At 66.5% G+C, this 20,321-nt stretch carries 15 protein-coding genes; 5 read left to right on the top strand and 10 right to left on the bottom strand.

Annotated features, from left to right (window positions below):
* The first annotated feature begins 9 nt into the window (after positions 1-9).
* Positions 10-723: a methyl-accepting chemotaxis protein gene (locus tag KSS94_RS27670; protein WP_437180024.1), complete on the top strand. Its 714-nt coding sequence runs from the start codon at positions 10-12 to the stop codon at positions 721-723.
* Between the two features lie 282 nt (positions 724-1,005).
* Here the strand turns inward: KSS94_RS27670 and KSS94_RS22730 are convergent, their stop codons facing one another.
* Both KSS94_RS22730 and cra read right to left on the bottom strand, forming a co-directional pair.
* Positions 1,006-1,782: a TatD family hydrolase gene (locus KSS94_RS22730; protein WP_217840294.1), complete on the bottom strand. Its 777-nt coding sequence runs from the start codon at positions 1,780-1,782 to the stop codon at positions 1,006-1,008.
* Between the two features lie 2 nt (positions 1,783-1,784).
* A complete protein-coding gene (gene cra / locus KSS94_RS22725; RefSeq protein WP_217840293.1) occupies positions 1,785-2,777 on the bottom strand; it encodes a catabolite repressor/activator in 993 nt (330 codons plus the stop codon).
* A 293-nt stretch (positions 2,778-3,070) separates the two neighbouring features.
* Here cra and ptsP point away from each other — a divergent pair, with 293 nt between their 5' ends.
* From ptsP to KSS94_RS22710, 3 genes are read left to right on the top strand one after another with little or no spacing between them, the layout of a single operon-like run.
* Entirely contained in the window at positions 3,071-5,923 is a 2,853-nt protein-coding gene (gene ptsP, locus KSS94_RS22720; RefSeq protein ID WP_217840292.1) for a phosphoenolpyruvate--protein phosphotransferase, read from the top strand.
* A 1-nt stretch (position 5,924) separates the two neighbouring features.
* On the top strand, positions 5,925-6,875 hold the full coding sequence (gene pfkB / locus KSS94_RS22715) for a 1-phosphofructokinase (protein ID WP_217840291.1): 951 nt from the start codon (positions 5,925-5,927) through the stop codon (positions 6,873-6,875).
* Positions 6,875-8,599 (top strand): PTS fructose-like transporter subunit IIB, encoded by a 1,725-nt coding sequence (locus KSS94_RS22710; protein WP_217840290.1) that lies wholly within the window; start codon positions 6,875-6,877, stop codon positions 8,597-8,599. The genes pfkB and KSS94_RS22710 overlap by 1 nt, the downstream gene beginning before the upstream one ends.
* A 170-nt stretch (positions 8,600-8,769) precedes the next feature.
* Here KSS94_RS22710 and KSS94_RS22705 read toward each other — a convergent pair whose 3' ends face one another.
* Complete coding sequence (locus tag KSS94_RS22705) at positions 8,770-8,991, bottom strand: DUF3820 family protein (RefSeq protein WP_217840289.1); 222 nt, start codon at positions 8,989-8,991, stop codon at positions 8,770-8,772.
* 202 nt (positions 8,992-9,193) lie between these two features.
* Between KSS94_RS22705 and KSS94_RS22700 the strand changes: the two genes are divergently transcribed.
* Complete coding sequence (locus KSS94_RS22700; RefSeq protein WP_217840288.1) at positions 9,194-9,670, top strand: ferritin-like domain-containing protein; 477 nt, start codon at positions 9,194-9,196, stop codon at positions 9,668-9,670.
* A gap of 182 nt (positions 9,671-9,852) precedes the next feature.
* Here the strand turns inward: KSS94_RS22700 and KSS94_RS22695 are convergent, their stop codons facing one another.
* From KSS94_RS22695 to KSS94_RS22665, 7 genes are all read right to left on the bottom strand, one after another.
* On the bottom strand, positions 9,853-11,355 hold the full coding sequence (locus tag KSS94_RS22695) for a GGDEF domain-containing protein (protein WP_217840287.1): 1,503 nt from the start codon (positions 11,353-11,355) through the stop codon (positions 9,853-9,855).
* 259 nt (positions 11,356-11,614) lie between these two features.
* Positions 11,615-12,922 (bottom strand): OprD family porin, encoded by a 1,308-nt coding sequence (locus tag KSS94_RS22690; protein WP_217840286.1) that lies wholly within the window; start codon positions 12,920-12,922, stop codon positions 11,615-11,617.
* A gap of 204 nt (positions 12,923-13,126) precedes the next feature.
* On the bottom strand, positions 13,127-13,351 hold the full coding sequence (locus tag KSS94_RS22685) for a hypothetical protein (RefSeq protein ID WP_217840285.1): 225 nt from the start codon (positions 13,349-13,351) through the stop codon (positions 13,127-13,129).
* A gap of 138 nt (positions 13,352-13,489) precedes the next feature.
* Positions 13,490-14,881: a heavy metal sensor histidine kinase gene (locus tag KSS94_RS22680; protein ID WP_225935813.1), complete on the bottom strand. Its 1,392-nt coding sequence runs from the start codon at positions 14,879-14,881 to the stop codon at positions 13,490-13,492.
* A 294-nt stretch (positions 14,882-15,175) separates the two neighbouring features.
* Positions 15,176-15,847 (bottom strand): heavy metal response regulator transcription factor, encoded by a 672-nt coding sequence (locus KSS94_RS22675; protein ID WP_217840283.1) that lies wholly within the window; start codon positions 15,845-15,847, stop codon positions 15,176-15,178.
* 9 nt (positions 15,848-15,856) lie between these two features.
* The gene (locus KSS94_RS22670; RefSeq protein WP_217840282.1) at positions 15,857-18,949 is read right to left on the bottom strand and encodes a multidrug efflux RND transporter permease subunit; all 3,093 of its coding nucleotides are present in this window, start codon (positions 18,947-18,949) and stop codon (positions 15,857-15,859) included.
* Positions 18,946-20,142 (bottom strand): efflux RND transporter periplasmic adaptor subunit, encoded by a 1,197-nt coding sequence (locus KSS94_RS22665; RefSeq protein WP_217840281.1) that lies wholly within the window; start codon positions 20,140-20,142, stop codon positions 18,946-18,948. Before KSS94_RS22665 ends, KSS94_RS22670 begins: the two co-directional genes overlap by 4 nt.
* Between the last annotated feature and the right edge of the window lie 179 nt (positions 20,143-20,321).

The raw sequence follows: 20,321 nt of genomic DNA, 5'->3' as shown, positions 1-20,321 counted from the left end.
GCCACCGCCATGAACCAGATGAGTGCCACCGCCTTGGAAGTGGCGCGCAGTGCGGCGCGGGCGGCCGAGGGCGCCGAGCGGGTCAACCACGAAAGCGCCTCGGGCCGCGACCTGGTCGAAAGCCAGCAGGGCAGCATCGCCCGCCTGGCCGGGGAGATCGACCAGAGCGTGGTGGCGGTGCACCAGCTGGCCGACGACAGCCAGGCCATCGGCCGGGTGCTGGAGGTGATCCGCAGCATCGCCGAACAAACCAACCTGCTGGCCCTAAACGCCGCCATCGAGGCCGCGCGGGCCGGGGAGCAGGGCCGCGGTTTTGCCGTGGTGGCCGACGAGGTGCGCACCCTGGCCAAGCGCACCCAGGACTCCACCGCCGAAATCGCCCAGATGATCCAGCGCCTGCAGGATGGCGTGGGCATGGCGGTGCGGGTGATGGGCAGCAGCCACCAGATGGCCGCAGGCACCGTGGACGAAGCGCGCCAGGTGCAGCAGGCCCTGGGCAATATCCTTGGCGCGGTGGGCGGTATCGTCGAGCAGAACCAGCAGATCGCCGCCGCGGTGGAGCAGCAGACCGCCGTGGCCCATGACATCGACCAGAACATCGTGGCCATCAACCGCGCCGCCCAGGACACCACCGACGGCGCCTGCCAGACCGAGGATGCCAGCCGCGCGCTGTCGGCACAGGTGGTGGAGTTGAAGCGGTTGATCGGGGCGTTCAGGGTGTAGTGACAGCGCGAGGACCAGAGAGATCGCATAGCCCTGGCAGATGCGCGGAACCTGTAGGAGCCGGCTTGCCGGCGATGAGGCCGGCACAGGAAGCACAAGGCTGTTGCTCCCACAGGTACAGCGCCAGCCTTGAGGCGGGTGCTGTACCTGTGGGGCGGGTTCACCGGAGAGCCGGGACACCCCGAAGCAGACGATGCGGTGTATGGCACCGGCTGCGCCGGTGTTCGCGGCTGAAGCCGCTCCTACAGGACTTCACTGGCTCGAATGCTGAGTTGTGAAGCGTTACCAGCCAAAAATTTCACAAGCATTGCGGCTACTGGCCTCGGCCAGCACCCCACACTCAACCCCCATCACCTGCGCCAATGCCTCGGCAATCTCCGGCAAATGTTCAGGACTGTTGCGCACCCCCGGGTACATGGCTGGCGCCATGTCCGGCGAGTCGGTCTCCAGCACCGCGCTGTCCAGCGGCAGGCGGGGCAGGGTCTTGCGCAATCGCAGCGCCTGGGGCCAGGTGGCGGCGCCGCCCAGGCCCAGCTTGAAGCCGAGCTTGATGTATTCGCGGGCCTCTTCGTAGCTGCCGGCGAAGGCGTGGATGATGCCCGCCCGTGCCGGCTTGTAGCGCTTGAGCGTGGCGATCACCCGGGCGTGGCTGCGGCGCACGTGCAGCAGCGCCGGCAGCTCGAAATCGCAGGCCATCTGCAGTTGCGCTTCGAACAGCGCTTGCTGGCGCTGTTGGTCGAGCTCGGGCAGGTAGTAGTCCAGGCCGAACTCGCCCACGGCGCACAACCGAGGGTCGCCATGCAGGCGCTCCAGCCACTCGCGCAATTGCACCAAGTGCTCGGGCAGGTGCTGGTCGAGGTACACCGGGTGCAGCCCCAGCGCCGCGAAGATTCGCGCGTCGCTGCAGGCCAGGTCCCACACCCGCTGGAAGTTATCCTGATACACCCCCAGCACCACCATGCGCTCCACCCCGCGCGCCGCCGCATTGGCCAGGAGGCGCGGGCGGTCGGCGTCGAAGTCGGGGAAGTCCAGGTGGGTGTGGGTATCGATCAGGCGCATGGTCAGGCCGGGATACGCTGCTTGAAGGTGCGGCCGATGGCGTGCACGCCGGGCTCATAGCGCTTCTCTTCGATGGCAGCCAGGGCCAGCTCCAGCGCGGTGGCAGCGATCAGGCCGTGCTGCTGGGCCATGGCGTTGACCGGCAGCGGCAAAAAGTCCAGCAGTTGGTTATCGCCGAAGGTGCCCAGGTGCAACTGGCGCGAGCCGGACGGGCGCGCCTGCAAGGTATCGAACACCCCTTGCAGCAGCACGTAGGAGGTGGTCACCAGGGCGTCCGGCAGGCCGCCGTGTTCGTCGATCAGTTGCTGCATCAGGCGCTGGCCGCATTCACGGCTGAAGGCCTCGCCCTGGTAACGCCGCACCTGGCCGGCAAAGCCTTGCAGCGCCTCGTCGAAACCGCCGGCGCGGGCCTGGCTGACCGACAGCTCCGGGCGGGCGCCGATCAGCGCGATGCTTTGCGGGCGGGTTTGCAGCAGGCTGCCTGCCAACTGGCGGCTGGCGTCGCGGTCGTCGCTGATCACCGAGCAGAAGTGCGCCGGGTCCAGGCGCCGGTCGATGGCGATCACCGGCAGGCCCTTGTCTTGCAGCTCGCGGTAGCTGTCGTCGCCGGGCGGCAGGCAACTGGCGACGAACAGCGCGTCGCAGCGCCGGGCGCGGAACAGCTGCTGCAGCTGGTGCTCGCTGCCCGGCTGATCGTCGCTGCTGGCAATCAGCAGCTGGTAGCCACGGGCACGGGCGCCTTGTTCCAGTTGCTTGGCGATGCGCGCGTAGCTGGGGTTCTCCAGGTCCGGGAGAATGAAGCCCAGTGTGCGGGTATGGCGGCTGCGCAGGCCGGCGGCCTGGGGGTTGGGGGTGAAGCCATGGGCTTCGACCACGGCCCGTACGCGCTCGACGGTGGCGTTGCTGATGCGCTGCTGCTCGGCCTTGCCATTGATGACGTAGCTGGCGGTGGTGACCGACACTCCGGCCAGACGGGCGATATCGCTGAGTTTCACCGAATTTTCCTTGTTATTTCCGGGGCTGGCTGCTTGCCTGACCGGGTAGTTTCGCCCATGTGCAAGCCTGCGCGCAGGCGACCATTGTCGCAATTGTCCGACAGGATGGGGCTTTTTCGTCGGAAGATTATCGAGTAACGTGGCCGCTTGGTCAGATTAAACGTTTCAGCTTGGTGAATTTTCCTGCCAGGAATTAAGAATTTACCGATTGCACTGGGTGTTTTTGCGGCGCTGGCCGCTAAATTTCACAACAATACCTCGGTCGCCAACAGGGCGCCGCAAAGGAGAAGGTCATGCTCGAGCTCGCCGTGGAGCAGATTGCCATGGGCCAGAAGGCCGCCGACAAAGGCCAGGCCCTGGCCTTGCTGGCCGAGCGGCTGGTGGCGGACGGCCTGGTCGCCCAGGGCTACCTCGAAGGCCTGCGCGAGCGTGAAGCGCAGGGTTCGACCTTTCTTGGCCAGGGCATTGCCATCCCCCACGGCACGCCGCAAACCCGTGACCTGGTGTTCAGCACCGGCGTGCGCCTGATGCAGTTCCCCGAGGGCGTCGACTGGGGCGACGGGCAAATGGTCTATCTGGCCATCGCCATCGCCGCCCGCAGTGACGAGCACCTGCGGCTGCTGCAACTGCTCACCCGCGCCCTGGGCGAGACTGACCTTGCCGAGGCCCTGCGCCGCGCAAGCTCCGCCGAAGCCCTGCTCAAGTTGTTGCAAGGCGCACCCCAGGCATTGGCGCTGGATGCCCAACTGGTGGGCCTGAACCAGGCCGCCGAAGACTTCGACGAGCTGGCCTGGCGCGGTGCCCGCCTGCTGCAACGGGCCGGTTGCGTCGACAGCGGTTTTGCCGCCGTGCTGCAACAGGCCGAGCCGCTGCCGCTGGGCGAGGGCCTGTGGTGGCTGCACAGCGAGCGTCAGGTACGCCAGCCGGGCCTGGCCTTCATCACTCCGCAGCAGCCCCTGCGTTACCGCGACCAGCCCCTCAACGGCCTGTTCTGCCTGGCCAGCCTGGGCGCTGCGCATCAGGCGCTGCTCGAACGGCTGTGCGAGGTGCTGATCGAAGGCCGTGGGCAGATGCTCTACCAGGCCACCAGCAGCCGTGCGGTGCTCGAAGTGCTGGGCGGCGAGGCGCCGGCCGACTGGCCGAGCGTGCAGGTGGTGCTGGCCAACCCCCACGGCCTGCATGCCCGCCCGGCCAAGGAGCTGGCGCAGTTGGCCAAAGGTTTTGACGGCGAAATCCGTGTGCGCGTGGTCGACAGCGGTCAGCCTGCGGTGTCGGTGAAGAGCCTGAGCAAGTTGCTGAGCCTGGGCGCGCGCCGTGGCCAGACCCTGGAATTGGCCGCCGAGCCGGGCATTGCCGCCGATGCCCTGCCGGTGTTGCTGGCTGCCATCGAGCAGGGGCTGGGCGAGGCGGTCGAGCCACTGCCGCAAACTGTACCGGTGGCGCTGCAAGCCCCGGTCGAACCGCTTCGCGCCCCAGTGGCCGGCAGCACCGTCCAAGGTGTGGCGGCAGCCCCCGGTATCGCCTGTGGCCCGGCCCACCTGTGCGTTGAGCGCGACATCGACTACCCCCTGCGCGGCGAGTCGCCCGCTCAGGAACGCCTGAAACTGCACAACGCCCTGGAGGCGGTACACGCCGACCTGCAAGCACTGGTGCAACGCAGCGAAAAATCCATCGGCGAGATCTTCGTCACCCACCAGGAAATGCTCGGCGACCCGGCCCTGGCCGATGAAGTCGCCCTGCGCCTGGCTCAGGGCGAAAGCGCTGCCGCCGCCTGGATGGCAGTGATCGACGCCGCCGCCCGCCAGCAGGAAGCCCTGCAAGACGCCTTGCTGGCCGAGCGCGCCGCCGACCTGCGCGACATCGGCCGCCGAGTGCTGGCACAGCTGTGCGGCGTGCAGCAGGTCGCCGAACCCGAACAACCCTACGTACTGGTGATGGCCGAGGTCGGCCCGTCCGATGTCGCCCGCCTGGACCCGGCGCGGGTTGCTGGCATCGTCACCGCCCATGGCGGCGCCACCGCCCACAGCGCCATCGTTGCCCGCGCCCTGGGCATCCCGGCGGTGGTCGGCGCCGGGGAGGCGATCCTGCTGCTGGCCAGCGGCACGCCGCTGCTGCTCGATGGCCAGCGCGGCCGGGTGACGGTGGCCCCGGCGCAGGAGGTGCTGCAGCGCGCCTTGGCTGAGCGCGACGCCCGCGAACAGCGCTTGCAAGCGGCCTGGGCAGGGCGCCATGAGCCGGCGCTGACCCGTGACGGCCATGCCGTCGAAGTGTTCGCCAACATCGGTGAGAGTAGCGGCATCGACAAGGTGGTGGAGCAGGGCGCCGAAGGCGTTGGCCTGCTGCGCACCGAACTGATCTTCATGGCCCACCCGCAAGCGCCCGATGTGGCCACGCAAGAGGCCGAATACCGTCGCGTGCTCGATGGCCTGGCCGGCCGCCCGCTGGTGGTGCGCACCCTTGATGTAGGTGGCGACAAGCCGTTGCCTTACTGGCCGATCGCGGCAGAAGAAAACCCCTTCCTCGGTGTACGCGGCGTGCGCCTGACCCTGCAACGCCCGCAGGTGATGGAAGACCAGCTGCGCGCCCTGCTGCGCGCCGCCGAAGGCCGGCCGCTGCGGATCATGTTCCCCATGGTCGGCCAGGTGCACGAATGGCGCGCGGCCAAGGCCATGGTCGAGCGGCTGCGTGAAGATATTCCGGTATCCGACCTGCAGGTCGGCATCATGGTCGAGGTGCCGTCCGCCGCACTGCTGGCGCCGCAACTGGCGCGCGAGGTGGACTTCTTCAGTATCGGCACCAACGACCTGACCCAGTACACCCTGGCCATCGACCGCGGCCACCCAAGCCTGTCGGCCCAGGCCGACGGCCTGCACCCGGCGGTGCTGCAACTGATCGACATGACCGTGCGCGCCGCCCACGCCCATGGCAAGTGGGTCGGGGTGTGCGGCGAGCTGGCGGCCGACCCGCAAGCGGTGCCGGTGCTGCTGGGGCTTGAGGTGGACGAGCTGAGCGTCGCTGCCCGCAGCATCCCTGAAGTGAAGGCACTGGTGCGCCAGGCCGATTATTCGACGGCCCGCGCCCTGGCGCGCGAGGCCCTGCAACAAGACAGCGCCGACGCGGTTCGGGCGTTGGTGGAGCGTTACTGACATGGCCAAGATCCTCACCCTTACCCTCAACCCGGCGCTGGACCTGACCATCGAACTCGACAACCTGCGCGCAGGCGCGGTCAACCGCAGCCAGGCCCAGCACAGCCATGCCGCCGGCAAGGGCCTGAACGTCGCCCAGGTGCTGAGCGACCTGGGCCACAGCGTCACCGTGGGTGGCTTTCTAGGCCAGGACAACCTGCAAGCTTTCGAAGCGCTGATCGAATGGCACGGTTTCGCCGACTGCTTCGTGCGTGTGCCGGGCGAGACCCGCAGCAACATCAAGCTGGTCGAGGCCGATGGCCGGGTCACCGATATCAACGGCCTCGGCCCGCAGGTGGACGAGGCTGCGCGCAGCGCTCTGCTGCGCCGCCTGGAGCAGATTGCCCCGGGCCACGATGCGGTGGTGGTGGCCGGCAGCCTGCCGCGCGGGGTCAGCCCCGAGTGGCTGCGCGAACTGCTGCAGCGGCTCAAGGCCCTGGGCTTGAAGGTGGCCCTGGACAGCAGCGGCGAAGCCCTGCGTGCGGGCCTTCAGGCCGCGCCATGGTTGGTCAAACCCAATACCGAAGAGCTGGGCGAGGTGCTCGGCCTGCCTGTGGATAACCCGGCCCGGCAGCACGCCGCCGCCGAGCAGTTGCTGGCCAGCGGCGTCGAGCATGTGGTGGTGTCCGAGGGCGAGCACGGTGTGCGCTGGTTCGCCAACGGCCTGGCGCTGCACGCCCAGCCGCCCAAAGTGCGCATCGCAAGCACCGTCGGCGCCGGTGATTCACTGGTGGCCGGCATGGTCCATGGCTTGCTGTTGGGCGAGGCGCCCGCCGCCACCCTGCGCCGTGCCACCGCTATCGCCGCCCAGGCCGTCACCCAGGTCGGCTTCGGCATCCGCGACCGCGAACAGCTGGCGCGCTTCGAAGCCGCCGTGCAGCTGACCGCACAACAAGAACAAGAGGGCTGCTGATGAACATTGCCATTGTCACCGCCTGCCCCAACGGCCAGGTGTCCAGCGTACTCAGCGCGCGCCTGCTGGCAGCCGCTGCGCAGCGCCGCGGCTGGAGCACCAGCGTCGAGGTGCAGGACGCCGAGCACCCCGAACGCCAGCTGAGCGCCGCGCAAATCGCCGAGGCCGACTGGGTGCTGGTGGTCAGCACCGGCCCGGTGGACCTGTCGCGCTTTGCCGGCAAGCGCCTTTACCAGAGCGCCCCGGCCCAGGCCCTGGCCGACCGCGAGGGCTTCCTCGACCAAGCGGCGGCCAGTGCCCAGGTGTTGCAGGACGTCGCCCCCGTGGCTACGAGCACGTTGGTGAAGATCGTCGCGGTCACCGCCTGCCCGACCGGTGTGGCCCACACCTTCATGGCCGCCGAGGCCTTGCAGCAGGCCGCTACCGCGCAGGGCTACCAGTTCACTGTGGAGACCCAAGGCTCGGTGGGCGCGCGCAACCCGTTGCCGGTCGAGGCCATCGCCGAGGCTGACGTGGTGCTGCTGGCCGCCGACATCGAAGTGCCCACCGCGCGGTTTGCCGGCAAGCGCATTTACCGCTGCGGCACCGGCATCGCCCTCAAGCAGGCCCGCGCCACCTTGGACAAGGCCCTGGCCGAGGGCAAGGTCGAAAGTGCCGGCGATGCCGCCGGCGCAGCGCCGAAAACCGAGAAAACCGGGGTGTACAAGCACCTGCTGACCGGTGTGTCGTTCATGCTGCCGATGGTGGTGGCCGGCGGTCTGCTGATCGCCCTGTCGTTCGTGTTCGGCATCGAAGCCTACAAGCAGGCCGGCACGCTGCCGGCCGCGCTGATGCAGATCGGCGGCGAGGCGGCGTTCAAGCTGATGGTGCCGCTGCTGGCCGGCTACATCGCCTGGTCCATCGCCGACCGCCCGGGGCTGGCCCCGGGGATGATCGGCGGGCTGTTGGCCGGCACCCTCGGTGCCGGGTTCATCGGTGGCATCATCGCGGGCTTTCTGGCCGGCTACAGCGCCAAGGCCATTGCCCGCTGGGTGCGCCTGCCCAGCAGCCTGGAGGCGCTCAAGCCGATCCTGATCATCCCGCTGGTGGCCAGCCTGTTCACAGGTTTAGTGATGATCTACGTGGTCGGCCAGCCGGTGGCGGCCATGCTGGTGGGGCTGACGTATTTTCTCGACAGCATGGGCACCACCAACGCCATCCTGCTCGGGCTGTTGCTGGGCGGCATGATGTGCGTCGATCTGGGCGGGCCGATCAACAAGGCGGCCTATGCGTTCTCGGTGGGGTTGCTGGCCTCGTCCAGCTACGCGCCGATGGCGGCGACCATGGCCGCCGGCATGGTGCCGCCGATCGGCCTGGGCATTGCCACCTTCATTGCCCGGCGCAAGTTCGCCCAGAGCGAGCGCGAGGCCGGCAAGGCGGCGCTGGCGCTGGGCTTGTGCTTCATTTCCGAGGGGGCCATCCCGTTCGCCGCCAAGGACCCGCTGCGGGTGATCCCGGCCAGCATCGCCGGCGGTGCGTTGACCGGCGCGCTGTCGATGTATTTTGGCTGCAAGCTCATGGCGCCCCATGGCGGGCTGTTTGTGCTGCTGATCCCCAACGCCATCAACCATGCGCTGCTGTACCTGCTGGCGATCCTCGCCGGCAGCCTGGTGACGGCGGTGGTGTATGCAGTGATCAAGAAGGGCGAGCAGGTAGAGTTGGCCGTGGCGTCGGTGAAGGGTTAGAGCGCTATGTAGGCGCACTGCTTTTGTGGGAAGCGGCCTTGTGTCGCGATGGGCTGCTTAGCAGCCCCGGCAATTTTGCATAAGGCCGAGGCCTTGGGGCCGCTTCGCGCCCATCGCGACACAAGGCCGCTTCCCACAGAGATGTAGTTTGTCCTACAGGTCGTGGGCCTTCAAGCGCGCGGCTTGCCCCGCAACGGCTTGAGCAGATCCCCCAGCCCGTTGTGGTCGATCTCGTGCATCAATGCCAGCAACCCGCCCAGCTCCCCGGGCGGGAAGCCCTTGCGCGCGAACCAGGCCAGGTAGTCGCCGGGCAGGTCGGCGATCAATCGGCCCTGGTACTTGCCGAAAGGCATGGTGCGGGTAACCAGCAGTTGCAGGGATTCAGGTTTCATCGGGCGACGGCCTTGGGCAGGTGAAGCGCGGACCTTACTGCAATCTGCACGAAGGCCCAAGCGCTGATCATGCAGAACGCCGGGTGGGTTGAACCTCAAATGTTTTATAACTTATTGATTTATAGTGAGTAATCTATTTCGTCTGGCTTGGCACGAAGCCTGCTCCTTTCAAAGGGACTTCCACCTGCCAAGGAGTTTTGCCATGAGCAATCCCAACAAAGACGTGATTGACGTACTCAACGACCTGATCGAGTACAGCAAGGATGGTGAGAAAGGCTTCAAGACTTCTGCCGAAGATGTGAAGAACCCGGAACTCAAGGCGTTCTTCGTGCAGCGCGCCGGTGAATGCGCCAATGCCGCCGCCGAGTTGCAAAGCGAAGTGCGCCGCCTGGGCGGCGACCCGGAAACCAGCACCAGCATCAGCGGTGACCTGCACCGTGGCTGGGTCAACCTCAAGTCGATGGTTACCGGCAAGGATGAAGAAGCGGTGCTCAACGAGGTGGAGCGCGGCGAGGACCACGCCCTGAAAGCCTACAAGGATGGCCGCGAGAAGCTGGTCAAGCTGGGCCGCAGCGCCAGTGACCAGACCTACGCGCTGGTGGAAAAACAGCTGCAAGGCGTGCAGCGCAACCATGACCAGGTCAAGGCACTGCGCAACGCGGCTCGCGCCCGGTCCTGAGGCACGGAGCGCTACTAGCTGCTGATTGTGGGAGCGGCCTCGTGTCGCGATGGGCTGCGCAGCAGCCCCAGGGTCTCTGACTCTTGTAAAATTGTCGGGGCTGCTACGCAGCCCATCGCGACACAAGGCCGCTTCCCACAGGTTTCGCGATGGGCTTTCGATATTCGTGTAAGCAAGCCTCGCTACCCCTCCGGCCCTTCGACCCGGTTACGCCCCTTGGCCTTGGCCCGGTACAGCGCCTCGTCTGCATCCCCTAGCAAGCGCGTCAGGTCCTGCTGGGTACCTGGGATGTGCAAGCCAATCCCCACACTCACCGTCACCGAACGCTCATCCCCGGCAAACGGTGGCATCGCCTCGACACTGGCTCGAATGCGCTCGGCCAGCAGCAGCGCCCCGGCAAGCTCAGTCTCCGGCAGCACCACCTGGAACTCCTCACCGCCATAACGCGCAGCCAAATCCGCCGGGCGGCGGATGCACTGCTCGATGGTCTTGGCCACTTCACGCAGCACATGGTCGCCCCCGGCATGGCCGTGGCGCTGGTTGAACGCCTTGAACAGGTCCACATCCACCATCAGCACCGCCAGCGGCTTGCGGTTGCGCTGGGCGCGGGCCCATTCCAGGCGCAGCACTTGGTCGAGCCGGCGGCGGTTGGCCAGGCCCGTGAGGCTGTCGGTGGCGGCCAGGGTCGCCAGGCCCTGCTCGGCCTCGTGGCGGCGGCGCAGTTCGCGGCCCAGCAGCAAGGTCAGCCAGAGGATGCCGATGCACAGCACCCCGGTGGCCACGCTGACCAGCAGCGCGGTGCGCCGCCAGGCCTGGTACACCTCGTCGGACGAATGCACCACCAGCACGATCAGCGGCAGGTCGGCGACCCGGGCGAAGGTGTACATGCGCTGGCTGTTGTAGGTGGCCGAGTGCGCGGTAAAGCTGCCGGCGCGGTCGTCGAGGATGCGCTTGAAGTTGGGGAATTCGGCGAAGTTGGTGCCAATCAGCGGGTCTTGCGGGCGGGTAGGCTGGCGCGCCAGCAACTGGCCGTCGGTGTTGAGCAGGTTGATGCTGCTGTCCTCGCCGATGTCCAGCCGCTCGAACAGTTGGCTGAAGTACGACAGGCGCAAGGCACCGGCGGCCAGGCCAATGAACTCGCCGTTGTGCCCGGTAATGCGCCGGCTGAAGCTGATGCACCAGTCCAGGTCGCCCAGGCGCGCCTTGAACGGCGGGCTGATCAAAAGCCCAAGCCCTGGGCGGTCGCGGTGCGCCTGGAAGGGGATGGTGTCGGCGAAATTGGCCTGGCGCGGCACCGCGCTGGTGGAGTCGCCGACCACATCGCCGTTGGCGTCGAGCCAGAGGATGTCGCCGCGCACCGGGGCAGAAAAGGCCTGGTTGAACAATATCTGTTGGCGCAGCTTGGGCGACACCTTGAGCAGTTCCGGGTGTTGCACCGCCCAGATCACTCCCTTGAGCGATTGGTCGTACAGCTCGACGTTACGCAGAATGTCGCTTTCGATCAGCTGGACGATGTTGCCGGACGAGCGGATGGCCGCCTGTTCGACGCTGTCGCGCTCGCGCGCCAGCAGGAAGGTGACAATGGCCAGGATGGCGAGCACGGCGAGGCAACTGCCCAGGTTAAGGACCAGTTCAGGGTGTGACTTGTACAGGGCAGAACGTGGTGATCGGGAGAGTGACGTCATGCTCGCTACTGCATAAGCCCCTGGGTCCATGGGGGATGGGCCATAAAGCGGCGGCGATATGATAGGGAAGCTGCGATTGTCGGACAAGAATTATGCGAAGTTGTCCGACGGAAAAGACTCAGTACGTGTTGCCCAGGCTGGCGCGACCCCTGTAGGAGCCGGCTTGCCGGCGATGAGGCCGGTACCGGCGACACACGGCCCAAGGGCCCTATCGCCGGCAAGCCGGCTCCTGCAGGGGAGGGTGCGGAGCGGGTTCAGGTCAGAACACGTTCACCGGGTAATCGACGATCACCCGCAGTTCGTCGTTGTCGTCCCCTTCCGAATAGCCCTGGCCTGCGCGGTGGGTGGCGTAGCGCACCAGCACCGAGAGGTCCTTCAGGTCGCCTTCCTGGAACACGTACTTGATGTCCAGGTCGCGTTCCCAGTGCTTGGCGTTCTTGCCATCGGCGTTGTAGTAGTCGTAGCCAGGCGAGTCTTGCGCAGCCTTGGTCAGGTCGGCTTCACCGCGCGAGTACGACAGCGAGCTGGTCAGGCCCGGCACGCCGACGCCGGCGAAGTCGTAGTCGTACTGCAGCTTCCACGAACGCTCGTTGGGTGCGTTGAAGTCCGAGTACATGCGCGAGTTGTCCAGGTAGATGCTGTCACCCAGGTTGATGTAGTCGAACGGCGTGTTGCCGTTGACCCGCTGGTAGGCGGCGGTGACGCTGTGGTACCCGGCGGCGACGGTGAAGTGCACGCTGTAGGTGTTGTTGTCGATCTTGCCCAGCAGCGACTGGCCGGTGTCCTGGGTGTGGTAGAAGTGCACGCCCGGGGTCAGGCTGACCAGGTCGTTGACCACGTAGGTGTAGTCGAAGTCGGCGTAGTACTGGTTCCAGATGTCCTTCAGCTCGGCGGCGTACAGGTTGGCCGTGATGTTCTCGCTGCCGCTCCAGGAGGCGCCGGCCCAGTTCAGGTGCTTGCTCTTCTGGCCGTCCAGGTCACCGTAGTAGGTGTCGATGCGGCGGTGGCCGCTCTGGTTGTACGGCTTGGTGAAGCTGACCTGGCCGCCTTCGAGCATCAGCCCGTCGATGCTGTTGTTGGTCAGCGCAAAACCGCGGAAGGTCTGCGGCAGCATGCGGGTTTCGCCGCCGGCGATCACCGGGTTGGTGAGGAACAGGTCACCGGCCTTGAGCTCGGTGTCGAAGCCCTTGACCTTGATCGCGCCACCGGCGGTAGAGAACGCATGGCGCGACTTGTCGCCCGGCTCGCTCGGCAAGATCGAAGTACCGGCATGGCCACTGCCGCCGTCGAGCTTGAGCCCGACCATGGCGTGGGCATCCAGGCCAAAGCCGATGGTGCCGGGGGTGTAGCCGGACTCGAAGCGCGCCACGGCGCCCTGGCCCCACTCGCGCTTGTCACGCACGCCGGCGTTGCGCTCGTTGCGGTTGAAGTAGGCGTTACGGAAATTCAAATTGAGGGTGGAACCTTCGATGAAGCCATCAGCCTTGTCTTCATCGGCCTGTGCGGCCACAGGCATCGTTGCAGCCAATGCAACGAACAATGGGGTAAAACGGAACGCGTAAGGCACCGGGACAAGCTCCTTTGGTCTGGCGGTGGGGCAGTTTTTATTGTCGTATCTGCAAGTTTCTTATTAGAGACGCAGCAGCCGGGCTGATAGTTTCGACACATAAAAAAAGCCGCTGATCGGCAGCGGCTTTAAAAGGCTAACATATCAACACGGGCAGTGCCCATGGCGTAGCCAAGGGAAAACTTGAAACCGGGCAACAGCCGATCAGCTATCGGCATTGCCGTCGGCTTGAACCTTGGAAGCGGTCTGCTGTGCGTCTTTGCCAGCATCGGCGTGTTGTGCGGCAAAGGCTTCGCTAGCCGCTTGGTGAACCGCGGAAAGTTCGGCGTTACGGGCGACGAAGGCCGGCGATTCTTCAGCTAGGGCCAAGGGCGACAACAACAGGGACGACAGGACGAATACGCTGGCAACACCCATACTGTTGGACATTTGATGCAACCTTCTTGCGGGGCAAGTGCTAATGGAGACAGGGCGTAAGTTAGCCCTGTAAACCGCCGGGAAACAGAGGCTGTTTGGATAAGCACTGTTGCGCAAAAAGTAATTATCCCAGCGAAAATGCCCTGATTTTTACCGCAACCCCGCGTAGTTGACGCTCGGCAGGCTGATGCCGAAGGTATTGGCGCCGCCCTCGCTGCGCACGAAAACGCTGCCGCCGTGCATCAAGGCGATGGCCTTGACGATGGCCAGCCCCAGCCCGTGGTTGTTGCCGCCGCTGTTGGCGCGGGCGGCATCCACCCGGTAGAAGCGCTCGAACAGCAAGGCCAGGTGCTCCTCGGCAATGCCCGGCCCCGGGTTGGTCACGGCGATGCTCACCTGCCGGCCGTGGGTTTCGATGCGCACCTGGATCAGCGCCTGCGGTGCGCTGTGCTGCACGGCGTTGTTCAGCAGGTTGATCAGGGCCCGGCGCAGTTGCGCCTTTTCGATCAGCGCCTCGGCGTCGCCGCTGACCTGCACCTGCACCTGGGCGTCCTCGAGGATGTAATCGAGGTAGTCCAGGGTGGTGGCTACTTCACCGGCCAGCGAGGCGACGCTCAGCGCGGTGGCCTTGCTGCCCTGGTCGGCGCTGGCCAGGAACAGCATGTCGTTGATGATGCTGCGCAGGCGCTCGAGCTCCTCGAGGTTCGATTGCAGCACCTCGAAGTAGTGTTCGGCGCTGCGCCCGCGGGTCAGGGCTACTTGGGTCTGGCCGATCAGGTTGGTCAGTGGCGAGCGCAGTTCGTGGGCCACGTCGGCGTTGAAGGCTTCCAGTTGCGAATAGGCCTGGCTGACCCGCTCCAGCGCCGCGTTGAAGGCCCCGGCGAACTGCGCCAGCTCCGGCGGCAGGTGCTGGGTTTGCAGGCGCCCGTCCAGGCGCGGCGGCGCCAGTTGCTGGGCTTCGTCCGACAGCGCCTGCAATGGCTTGAGGCCGACGCGTGCCACCCAGTAGCCCAGCAGCGAGGCCAGCAGCACGCCCAACGCTGCCAGGCCGACGATGGCCACCAGCAGGCTGTGCTGGGCCTGCCAGAAGGTCTCGGTGTCGATGCCGATCAGAAAGCGCAGCGCCGGGCGCTCGCCCAGGGCCGGAAGTTCGCTGACCAGCACCTTGTACGGGTAGGGGTGTTCGGGCAGGCGCAGGTCGCGCATGCCCGGCGGGCCTTCGGCGAAGGCGCGCACCCGCTCGCTGGGGTGGCCGTACTCGAAGGCCGGGTCGCTGCCCACCGCCCAGAAGCGGATGCGCCGGTCTTCTTCGGCCAGCAGGTTGAGTTTGTTGTGGATCTTGGCCCAGTGCTCGGCGGTACCGTAGCGGTTCAGCGCCGACTCCAGCACGCTGAAGCGCGCGTCCAGTTCGGCCTGGGGCAGCAAGTCGAGGCTGCGGTCGACCTGGCGGTACAGGGCGCTGCCGATCAGCACGAATACCGCCAGGGCAACCAGGGTGAACAGCAGCGACAGGCGCAGGGCGATGGAGTTGCCCGGTTTCATGGGAAGGCCCATCCCCTGTAGGAGCCGGCTTGCCGGCTCTCATAGAACAAACTACAACTCATTGATTTAACGCGGTCTCTGTGGGAAGCGGCCTCGTGTCGCGATGGGGCGCGAAGCGGCCCCAAGGCCTCGGCCTCATGCAAAATTGCCGGGGCTGCTGCGCAGCCCATCTCGACCGGACGGCGCCCCGGCGAGGCTGCTTCCCATAGGGGGGCGTGGCGCATCTGCGAGACCTGTTCTCTGCGCGACAGCGCAGCCCGAAGGGCTGGGGGATCTCCTACAGGAGAATTGGCGTCAGGCGCGGTTTTCCAGGACATAGCCCATCCCCCGGATGGTGTGCAGCAGCTTGTTGTCGAACGGCCCGTCGAGCTTGGCGCGCAGGCGCTTGATGGCCACCTCCACCACATTGGCGTCGCTGTCGAAGTTGATGTCCCAGACCAGCTCGGCAATAGCCGTCTTGGACAGTATCTCGCCCTGCCGGCGGGCCAGCACGCTGAGCAGCGAGAACTCCTTGGCGGTCAGCTCAAGGCGCTGGCCCGCGCGGGTGGCCTTGCGCGCCATCAGGTCGATCCACAAATCCGCTACCTGAATTTGCAACGGCTCGTGGCTGGTACTGCGCCGGGTCAGGGCCTGCAGGCGGGCGACCAGCTCGAGGAACGAGAACGGCTTGCCCAGGTAGTCGTCGGCGCCTTCGCGCAGGCCGTGGATGCGGTCCTCGACCCGCTCGCGGGCGGTGAGCATGATCACCGGGGTTTGCTTGCGCGCCCGCAGCGCGCGTAGCACGCCGTAGCCGTCCAGCCCCGGCAGCATCACGTCGAGCACGATCACCGCGTAGTCGCCTTCCAGCGCCAGGTGCAGGCCGTCGATGCCGTCCCGCGCCAGGTCCACGGTGAAACCCTGTTCACTGAGGCCGCGATGCAGGTAGTCGGCGGTTTTTTCTTCGTCTTCGATGATCAGCACACGCATGGTCTTGCCTCAACTGGCGGTCGGCGCGGGGGCGGTAATGGCCCGGCGGCGGTGGAACAGGCGCTCCAGGGCCAAGTATATGACCGGGGTGGTGAACAGCGTCAGCGCCTGGCTGACCAGCAAGCCACCGACCACCGCGATGCCCAGCGGCTGGCGCAGCTCGGCGCCGGCGCCGAAGCCGAACATCAGCGGCACCGCGCCGAGCAGCGCGGCCAGGGTGGTCATGATGATCGGGCGAAAACGCACCAGGCACGCCTGGTGAATCGCCTGCTCCGGGGTCATGCCGTGGTGGCGCTGGGCTTCCAGGGCGAAGTCGATCAGCAGGATGCCGTTCTTCTTGACGATGCCGATCAGTAGCACCACGCCGATCAGCCCCATGATGGTGAAGTCCTGGCCCATGGCCCACAGCAGTATCAGCGCGCCCAGGCCTGCAGAGGGCAGGGTGGAGATGATGGTCAGCGGGTGCACGAAGCTCTCGTAGAGCACGCCGAGGATGATGTACACCGCCACCAGCGCGGCCAGGATCAGCCACGGCTGGCTGGCCAGCGAACTCTGGAACGCCTGGGCTGCGCCCTGGAAGTTGCCGGTGATCGAATCAGGCATGCCCAGCTCGCGCTGGGTGCGTTCGAGTATTTGCACCGCATCACCCAGGGCCACGCCAGGGGCCAGGTTGAACGACAGGTTGGCAGCCGGGAACAACCCGTCATGGCTGATCGACAACGGCCCGGTGCTGGGCGCGGCAACATGCGCCAGGGCCGACAGCGGCACCATCTCCCCCGACAGCGGCGAGCGCAGGTAGAAGTAGTTCAGGCTCTCGGCCTTGCCGCGTTGGCGCGCGTCCAGTTCGAGAATCACCTTGTACTGGTTGGTCTCGGTCTGGAACTCGCTGATCTGCCGCTGGCCGAAGGCGTCGTACAGCGCCTGGTCGACATCGGTGGTGGTCAGGCCGAAGCGCGCCGCGGCCTGGCGGTCGATGTCGATGCGCGTGACGCTGGCGCCCAGTTGCAGGTCGTTGGACAGGTCGCGCAATGCCGGGTTTTGCCGCAGCTTGTCGGTCAGGCGCTGGGTCCACAGGTTCAGCGCCACGCCGTCGTTGCTCTTGAGCACGTACTGGTACTGGGTGCGCGAAGGGCCCGAGCTCAAGTTGATGTCCTGCCCGGCGCGCAGATACAACACGATGCCCGGTACCTGGGCCAGCTTGGCGCGCATGCGGTCGATCCACTCGCTGGCCGACACGTCGCGCTCGCCGCGGGGCTTGAGGGCGATCCAGAAGCGGCCGTTGGCGATGGTCTGGTTGCTGCCAGTGACCCCCACCGAATGGGAGAACGCGCGCACCGCAGGGTCCGCCTCGATAATCTTCGCCAGCGCCTGGTGCTTCTCGATCATTGCCGGGTACGACACATCCGCCGCCGCCTCGCTGGTGCCGAGGATGAACCCGGTGTCCTGCAGCGGGAAGAAGCCTTTGGGGATGCCGACATAGCCCGCCACCGCCAGGGCCAGGGTGACACCGAACACGCCGAGGGTGATGCGCTGGTGCGCCAGCGCTTTGTTCAGGCCCTTTTCGTACCAGTGCACCAGGCGCTGGCCCAGGCCGTTGGGCTGTTCATGGGGCGGCTTGCGCATGAACAGCGCGCACAGGGTCGGTGCCAGGGTGAGCGACACCACCACGGAAATCAGGATGGTCGCCGTGGCGGTCAGGGCGAACTCCTTGAACAGCCGGCCAACCACGCCGCCCATGAACAATAGCGGAATGAATGCTGCGATCAGCGAGAAGCTGATCGACACCACGGTGAAGCCGATTTCGCCGGCGCCCTTCAGCGCGGCGGTGCGGCTGTCGTCGCCGGCCTCGAGGTGGCGGTGGATGTTCTCCACCACCACGATGGCGTCATCCACCACAAAGCCCACGGAAATGACGATGGCCACCAGGGTGAGGTTGTTCAGGCTGAAGCCCAGCACGTACATCAGCGCGCAGCTGGCGATCAGCGACACCCCCAGCACGCTGGACACCACCAGGGTTGCCGACCATTGGCGCAGGAACAGCGCCATCACCCCGATCACCAGCACCACGGCGATCATCAAGGTCAGCTCCACCTCGTGCAGCGAGGCGCGGATGGTTTGCGTGCGGTCCTGCAGCACTGACACCTCGATGGCGCTCGGCAGCATGCCCTGCAAGCGCGGAAGCTCAGCCATCACCCGGTCGACGGTGTCGACGATGTTGGCCCCCGGCTGGCGGAAGATCACCAGGTTGAGCCCCGGCTGCTCACCGGACCAGGCCTTGACGTAGGCGTTCTCGGCGCCGTCCACCACCTTGGCCACATCGCTCAGGTGCACCGGCGCGCCGTTGCGGTAGCTGACGATCAGCCGGGCGTAGTCCTCGGGGTGGAACAGCTGGTCGTTGGCAGCGATGGTCGACACGCTGTGCTCGCCGTACAGCGCGCCCTTGGCCAGGTTCAGGCTGGTTTGCTGGATGGCCTGGCGGATGTCGGCCAGGGTCAGGCCGATGGCAGCGAGTTTCTCGGGCTGGGCCTGCACGCGGATGGCCGGGCGCAACTGGCCGGTGATGTTGATCAGGCCGACCCCGTCGATCTGGCTGAGCTGGCGCGCAAGCAAGGTTTCGGCGTAGTCGCTGAGCTGGTTGCCGGGCATCTGCGCCGAGCTTACGGTGAGGATCAGCACCGGGCTGTCGGCCGGGTTGACCTTGCGCCAGGTGGGCGGGCTGGGCAGGTCCTGGGGCAGGCGCGCGGTGGCGGTGTTGATCGCCGCCTGCACTTCCTGCGCGGCGGTGTCGATGTTCTTGTCGAGGGTGAACTGCAGGGTCAGGTTGGTCGAGCCCAGGGCGCTGCTGCTGGTCATCTGGGTCATGCCGGGGATGGCGCTGAACTGCACCTCCAGCGGCGTTGCCACCGACGAGGCCATGGTCTCGGGGCTGGCGCCGGGCAGTTGGGCGGTGACCTGGATGGTCGGAAAATCCGCTTCGGGCAGCGGTGCCACCGGCAGCCGCGGGAAGGCGATGGCGCCCAGCAGCACCAGGGCGAAGGTCAGCAGCAAAGTGGCGATGGGGTGGTCGATGCACCAGGCCGAGACGCCGTTGCGGGTGTTCATGGCTTGGGCTCCGCGGTGTTTGCGCTGACGCTATCGCGGGGCAAGCCCGCTTCCACGCTAGCATCTGCGGCAGTGCAGTTTTTGCTGGCCTCTACCCGGCTTCCCGGCTTGAGCCGCGACTGCCCGTCGAGCACCAGGCAATCCCCGGCGTTCACCCCGGCAATCACGTTCAGCGCGCTGTCCTGGTACAGCACCTTCACCGGCACGCTGGTGACCTTGTCGCCATCCAGGCGGTAGACGAAGTGCCCGTCGATGCTGCGCTGCACCACCGGCGGTGGCACCACCAGGGCGTTCTGGTCCACGGCGGTGAGCAGGCGCACGGTCACCAACTGGCCGGGCCACAGGTGGCCATCCTTGTTGTCGAACTCGGCCTTGACCCGCACCGTGCCGGTGTTGGCCGACACCTGGTTGTCGATCAATGCCAGGTGGCCCTTGCCCAGCAGGCTGCGCTCGCCGTCGGCATCCATGAACGCCTGCACTTCGGCGGGCGTGGCGGCTTCGAGCAGTGTGTGCAGGGTCGGCAGGTTTTGCTGGGGCAGGGCGAACTCCACGGCGATCGGGTCGATCTGGGTCACGCTGAACAGGCCCTGAGTGTCGCTGGTGCGCACCAGGTTGCCCGGGTCGACGTTGCGGATGCCCACCCGGCCGCTCACCGGTGAGCGGATCTGCGTATAGCTCAGTTGTACCGCGGTGTTGTCGATGGCCGCCTGGTTGCCGGTGATGGTGGCCTGCAACTGGTTCACCAAGGCCTGCTGCTGGTCGAGGGTCTGCTTCGACACCCCGTCATCGCTGCTCAGCAATTGGTAGCGCTTGAGGTTGACCCGCGCCACCTGCAGTTGCGCCTGGGTCTGGCCAAGTTGCGCGCGGGCCTGGTCCAGTTGCGCGCGGATTGCCCGGTCGTCGAGGGTGGCCAGCAGGTCGCCCTGTTTCACCCATTGCCCTTCCTTGGCCAGCACCTGGGTCAGCACGCCTTCGACCTGCGGGCGCACCTCGACGCTGTGTTGCGACAGCACCGTGCCGATGGCACCCAGGTAGCGCGGCACATCCTGCTGGGCCACGCCAACCACCCGCACCGGAATGGCCGCAGCGGGTTTGTGCGCGTTCTGCTTGGCCGGGAGCAGCCACCAGGCGCTGGCGCCGAGGGCGACGACGAGCAGCAGGATCAGGGCTTTGCGGGGCAAGGGTCGGGTCATGTGGCGGTGGCCAGGTAAGGGGAAGGGACAGTGTCTTATAGCGCGCCAATCGGGTCGCCAGGGTGACCGCTGGCTGTCAGCGCTGTCAGTATTACAAGCGTTGAGGAAATTACGCAGTTCGCTTGGGAAAGCGTTCCCTTGTGCTTGCTCCGTTTCGCCATGGACCGCCTTGCTGGCCA

Source organism: Pseudomonas fakonensis (assembly GCF_019139895.1).
Lineage (GTDB): Bacteria > Pseudomonadota > Gammaproteobacteria > Pseudomonadales > Pseudomonadaceae > Aquipseudomonas > Aquipseudomonas fakonensis.
Note: the sequence above shows the minus strand (reverse complement) of the source record. Positions and strands in the feature narration are given on the sequence as shown.

Bases quoted from the DNA above. Each gene is read 5' to 3' on its own strand.
- KSS94_RS27670 (WP_437180024.1), top strand. From the start codon at position 10: ATGAACCAGATGAGTGCCACCGCCTTGGAAGTGGCGCGCAGTGCGGCG.
- KSS94_RS22730 (WP_217840294.1), bottom strand. From the start codon at position 1,782: ATGCGCCTGATCGATACCCACACCCACCTGGACTTCCCCGACTTCGAC.
- ptsP (WP_217840292.1), top strand. From the start codon at position 3,071: ATGCTCGAGCTCGCCGTGGAGCAGATTGCCATGGGCCAGAAGGCCGCC.
- pfkB (WP_217840291.1), top strand. From the start codon at position 5,925: ATGGCCAAGATCCTCACCCTTACCCTCAACCCGGCGCTGGACCTGACC.
- KSS94_RS22710 (WP_217840290.1), top strand. From the start codon at position 6,875: ATGAACATTGCCATTGTCACCGCCTGCCCCAACGGCCAGGTGTCCAGC.
- KSS94_RS22705 (WP_217840289.1), bottom strand. From the start codon at position 8,991: ATGAAACCTGAATCCCTGCAACTGCTGGTTACCCGCACCATGCCTTTC.
- KSS94_RS22700 (WP_217840288.1), top strand. From the start codon at position 9,194: ATGAGCAATCCCAACAAAGACGTGATTGACGTACTCAACGACCTGATC.
- KSS94_RS22695 (WP_217840287.1), bottom strand. From the start codon at position 11,355: ATGACGTCACTCTCCCGATCACCACGTTCTGCCCTGTACAAGTCACAC.
- KSS94_RS22685 (WP_217840285.1), bottom strand. From the start codon at position 13,351: ATGTCCAACAGTATGGGTGTTGCCAGCGTATTCGTCCTGTCGTCCCTG.
- KSS94_RS22680 (WP_225935813.1), bottom strand. From the start codon at position 14,881: ATGAAACCGGGCAACTCCATCGCCCTGCGCCTGTCGCTGCTGTTCACC.
- KSS94_RS22675 (WP_217840283.1), bottom strand. From the start codon at position 15,847: ATGCGTGTGCTGATCATCGAAGACGAAGAAAAAACCGCCGACTACCTG.
- KSS94_RS22670 (WP_217840282.1), bottom strand. From the start codon at position 18,949: ATGAACACCCGCAACGGCGTCTCGGCCTGGTGCATCGACCACCCCATC.
- KSS94_RS22665 (WP_217840281.1), bottom strand. From the start codon at position 20,142: ATGACCCGACCCTTGCCCCGCAAAGCCCTGATCCTGCTGCTCGTCGTC.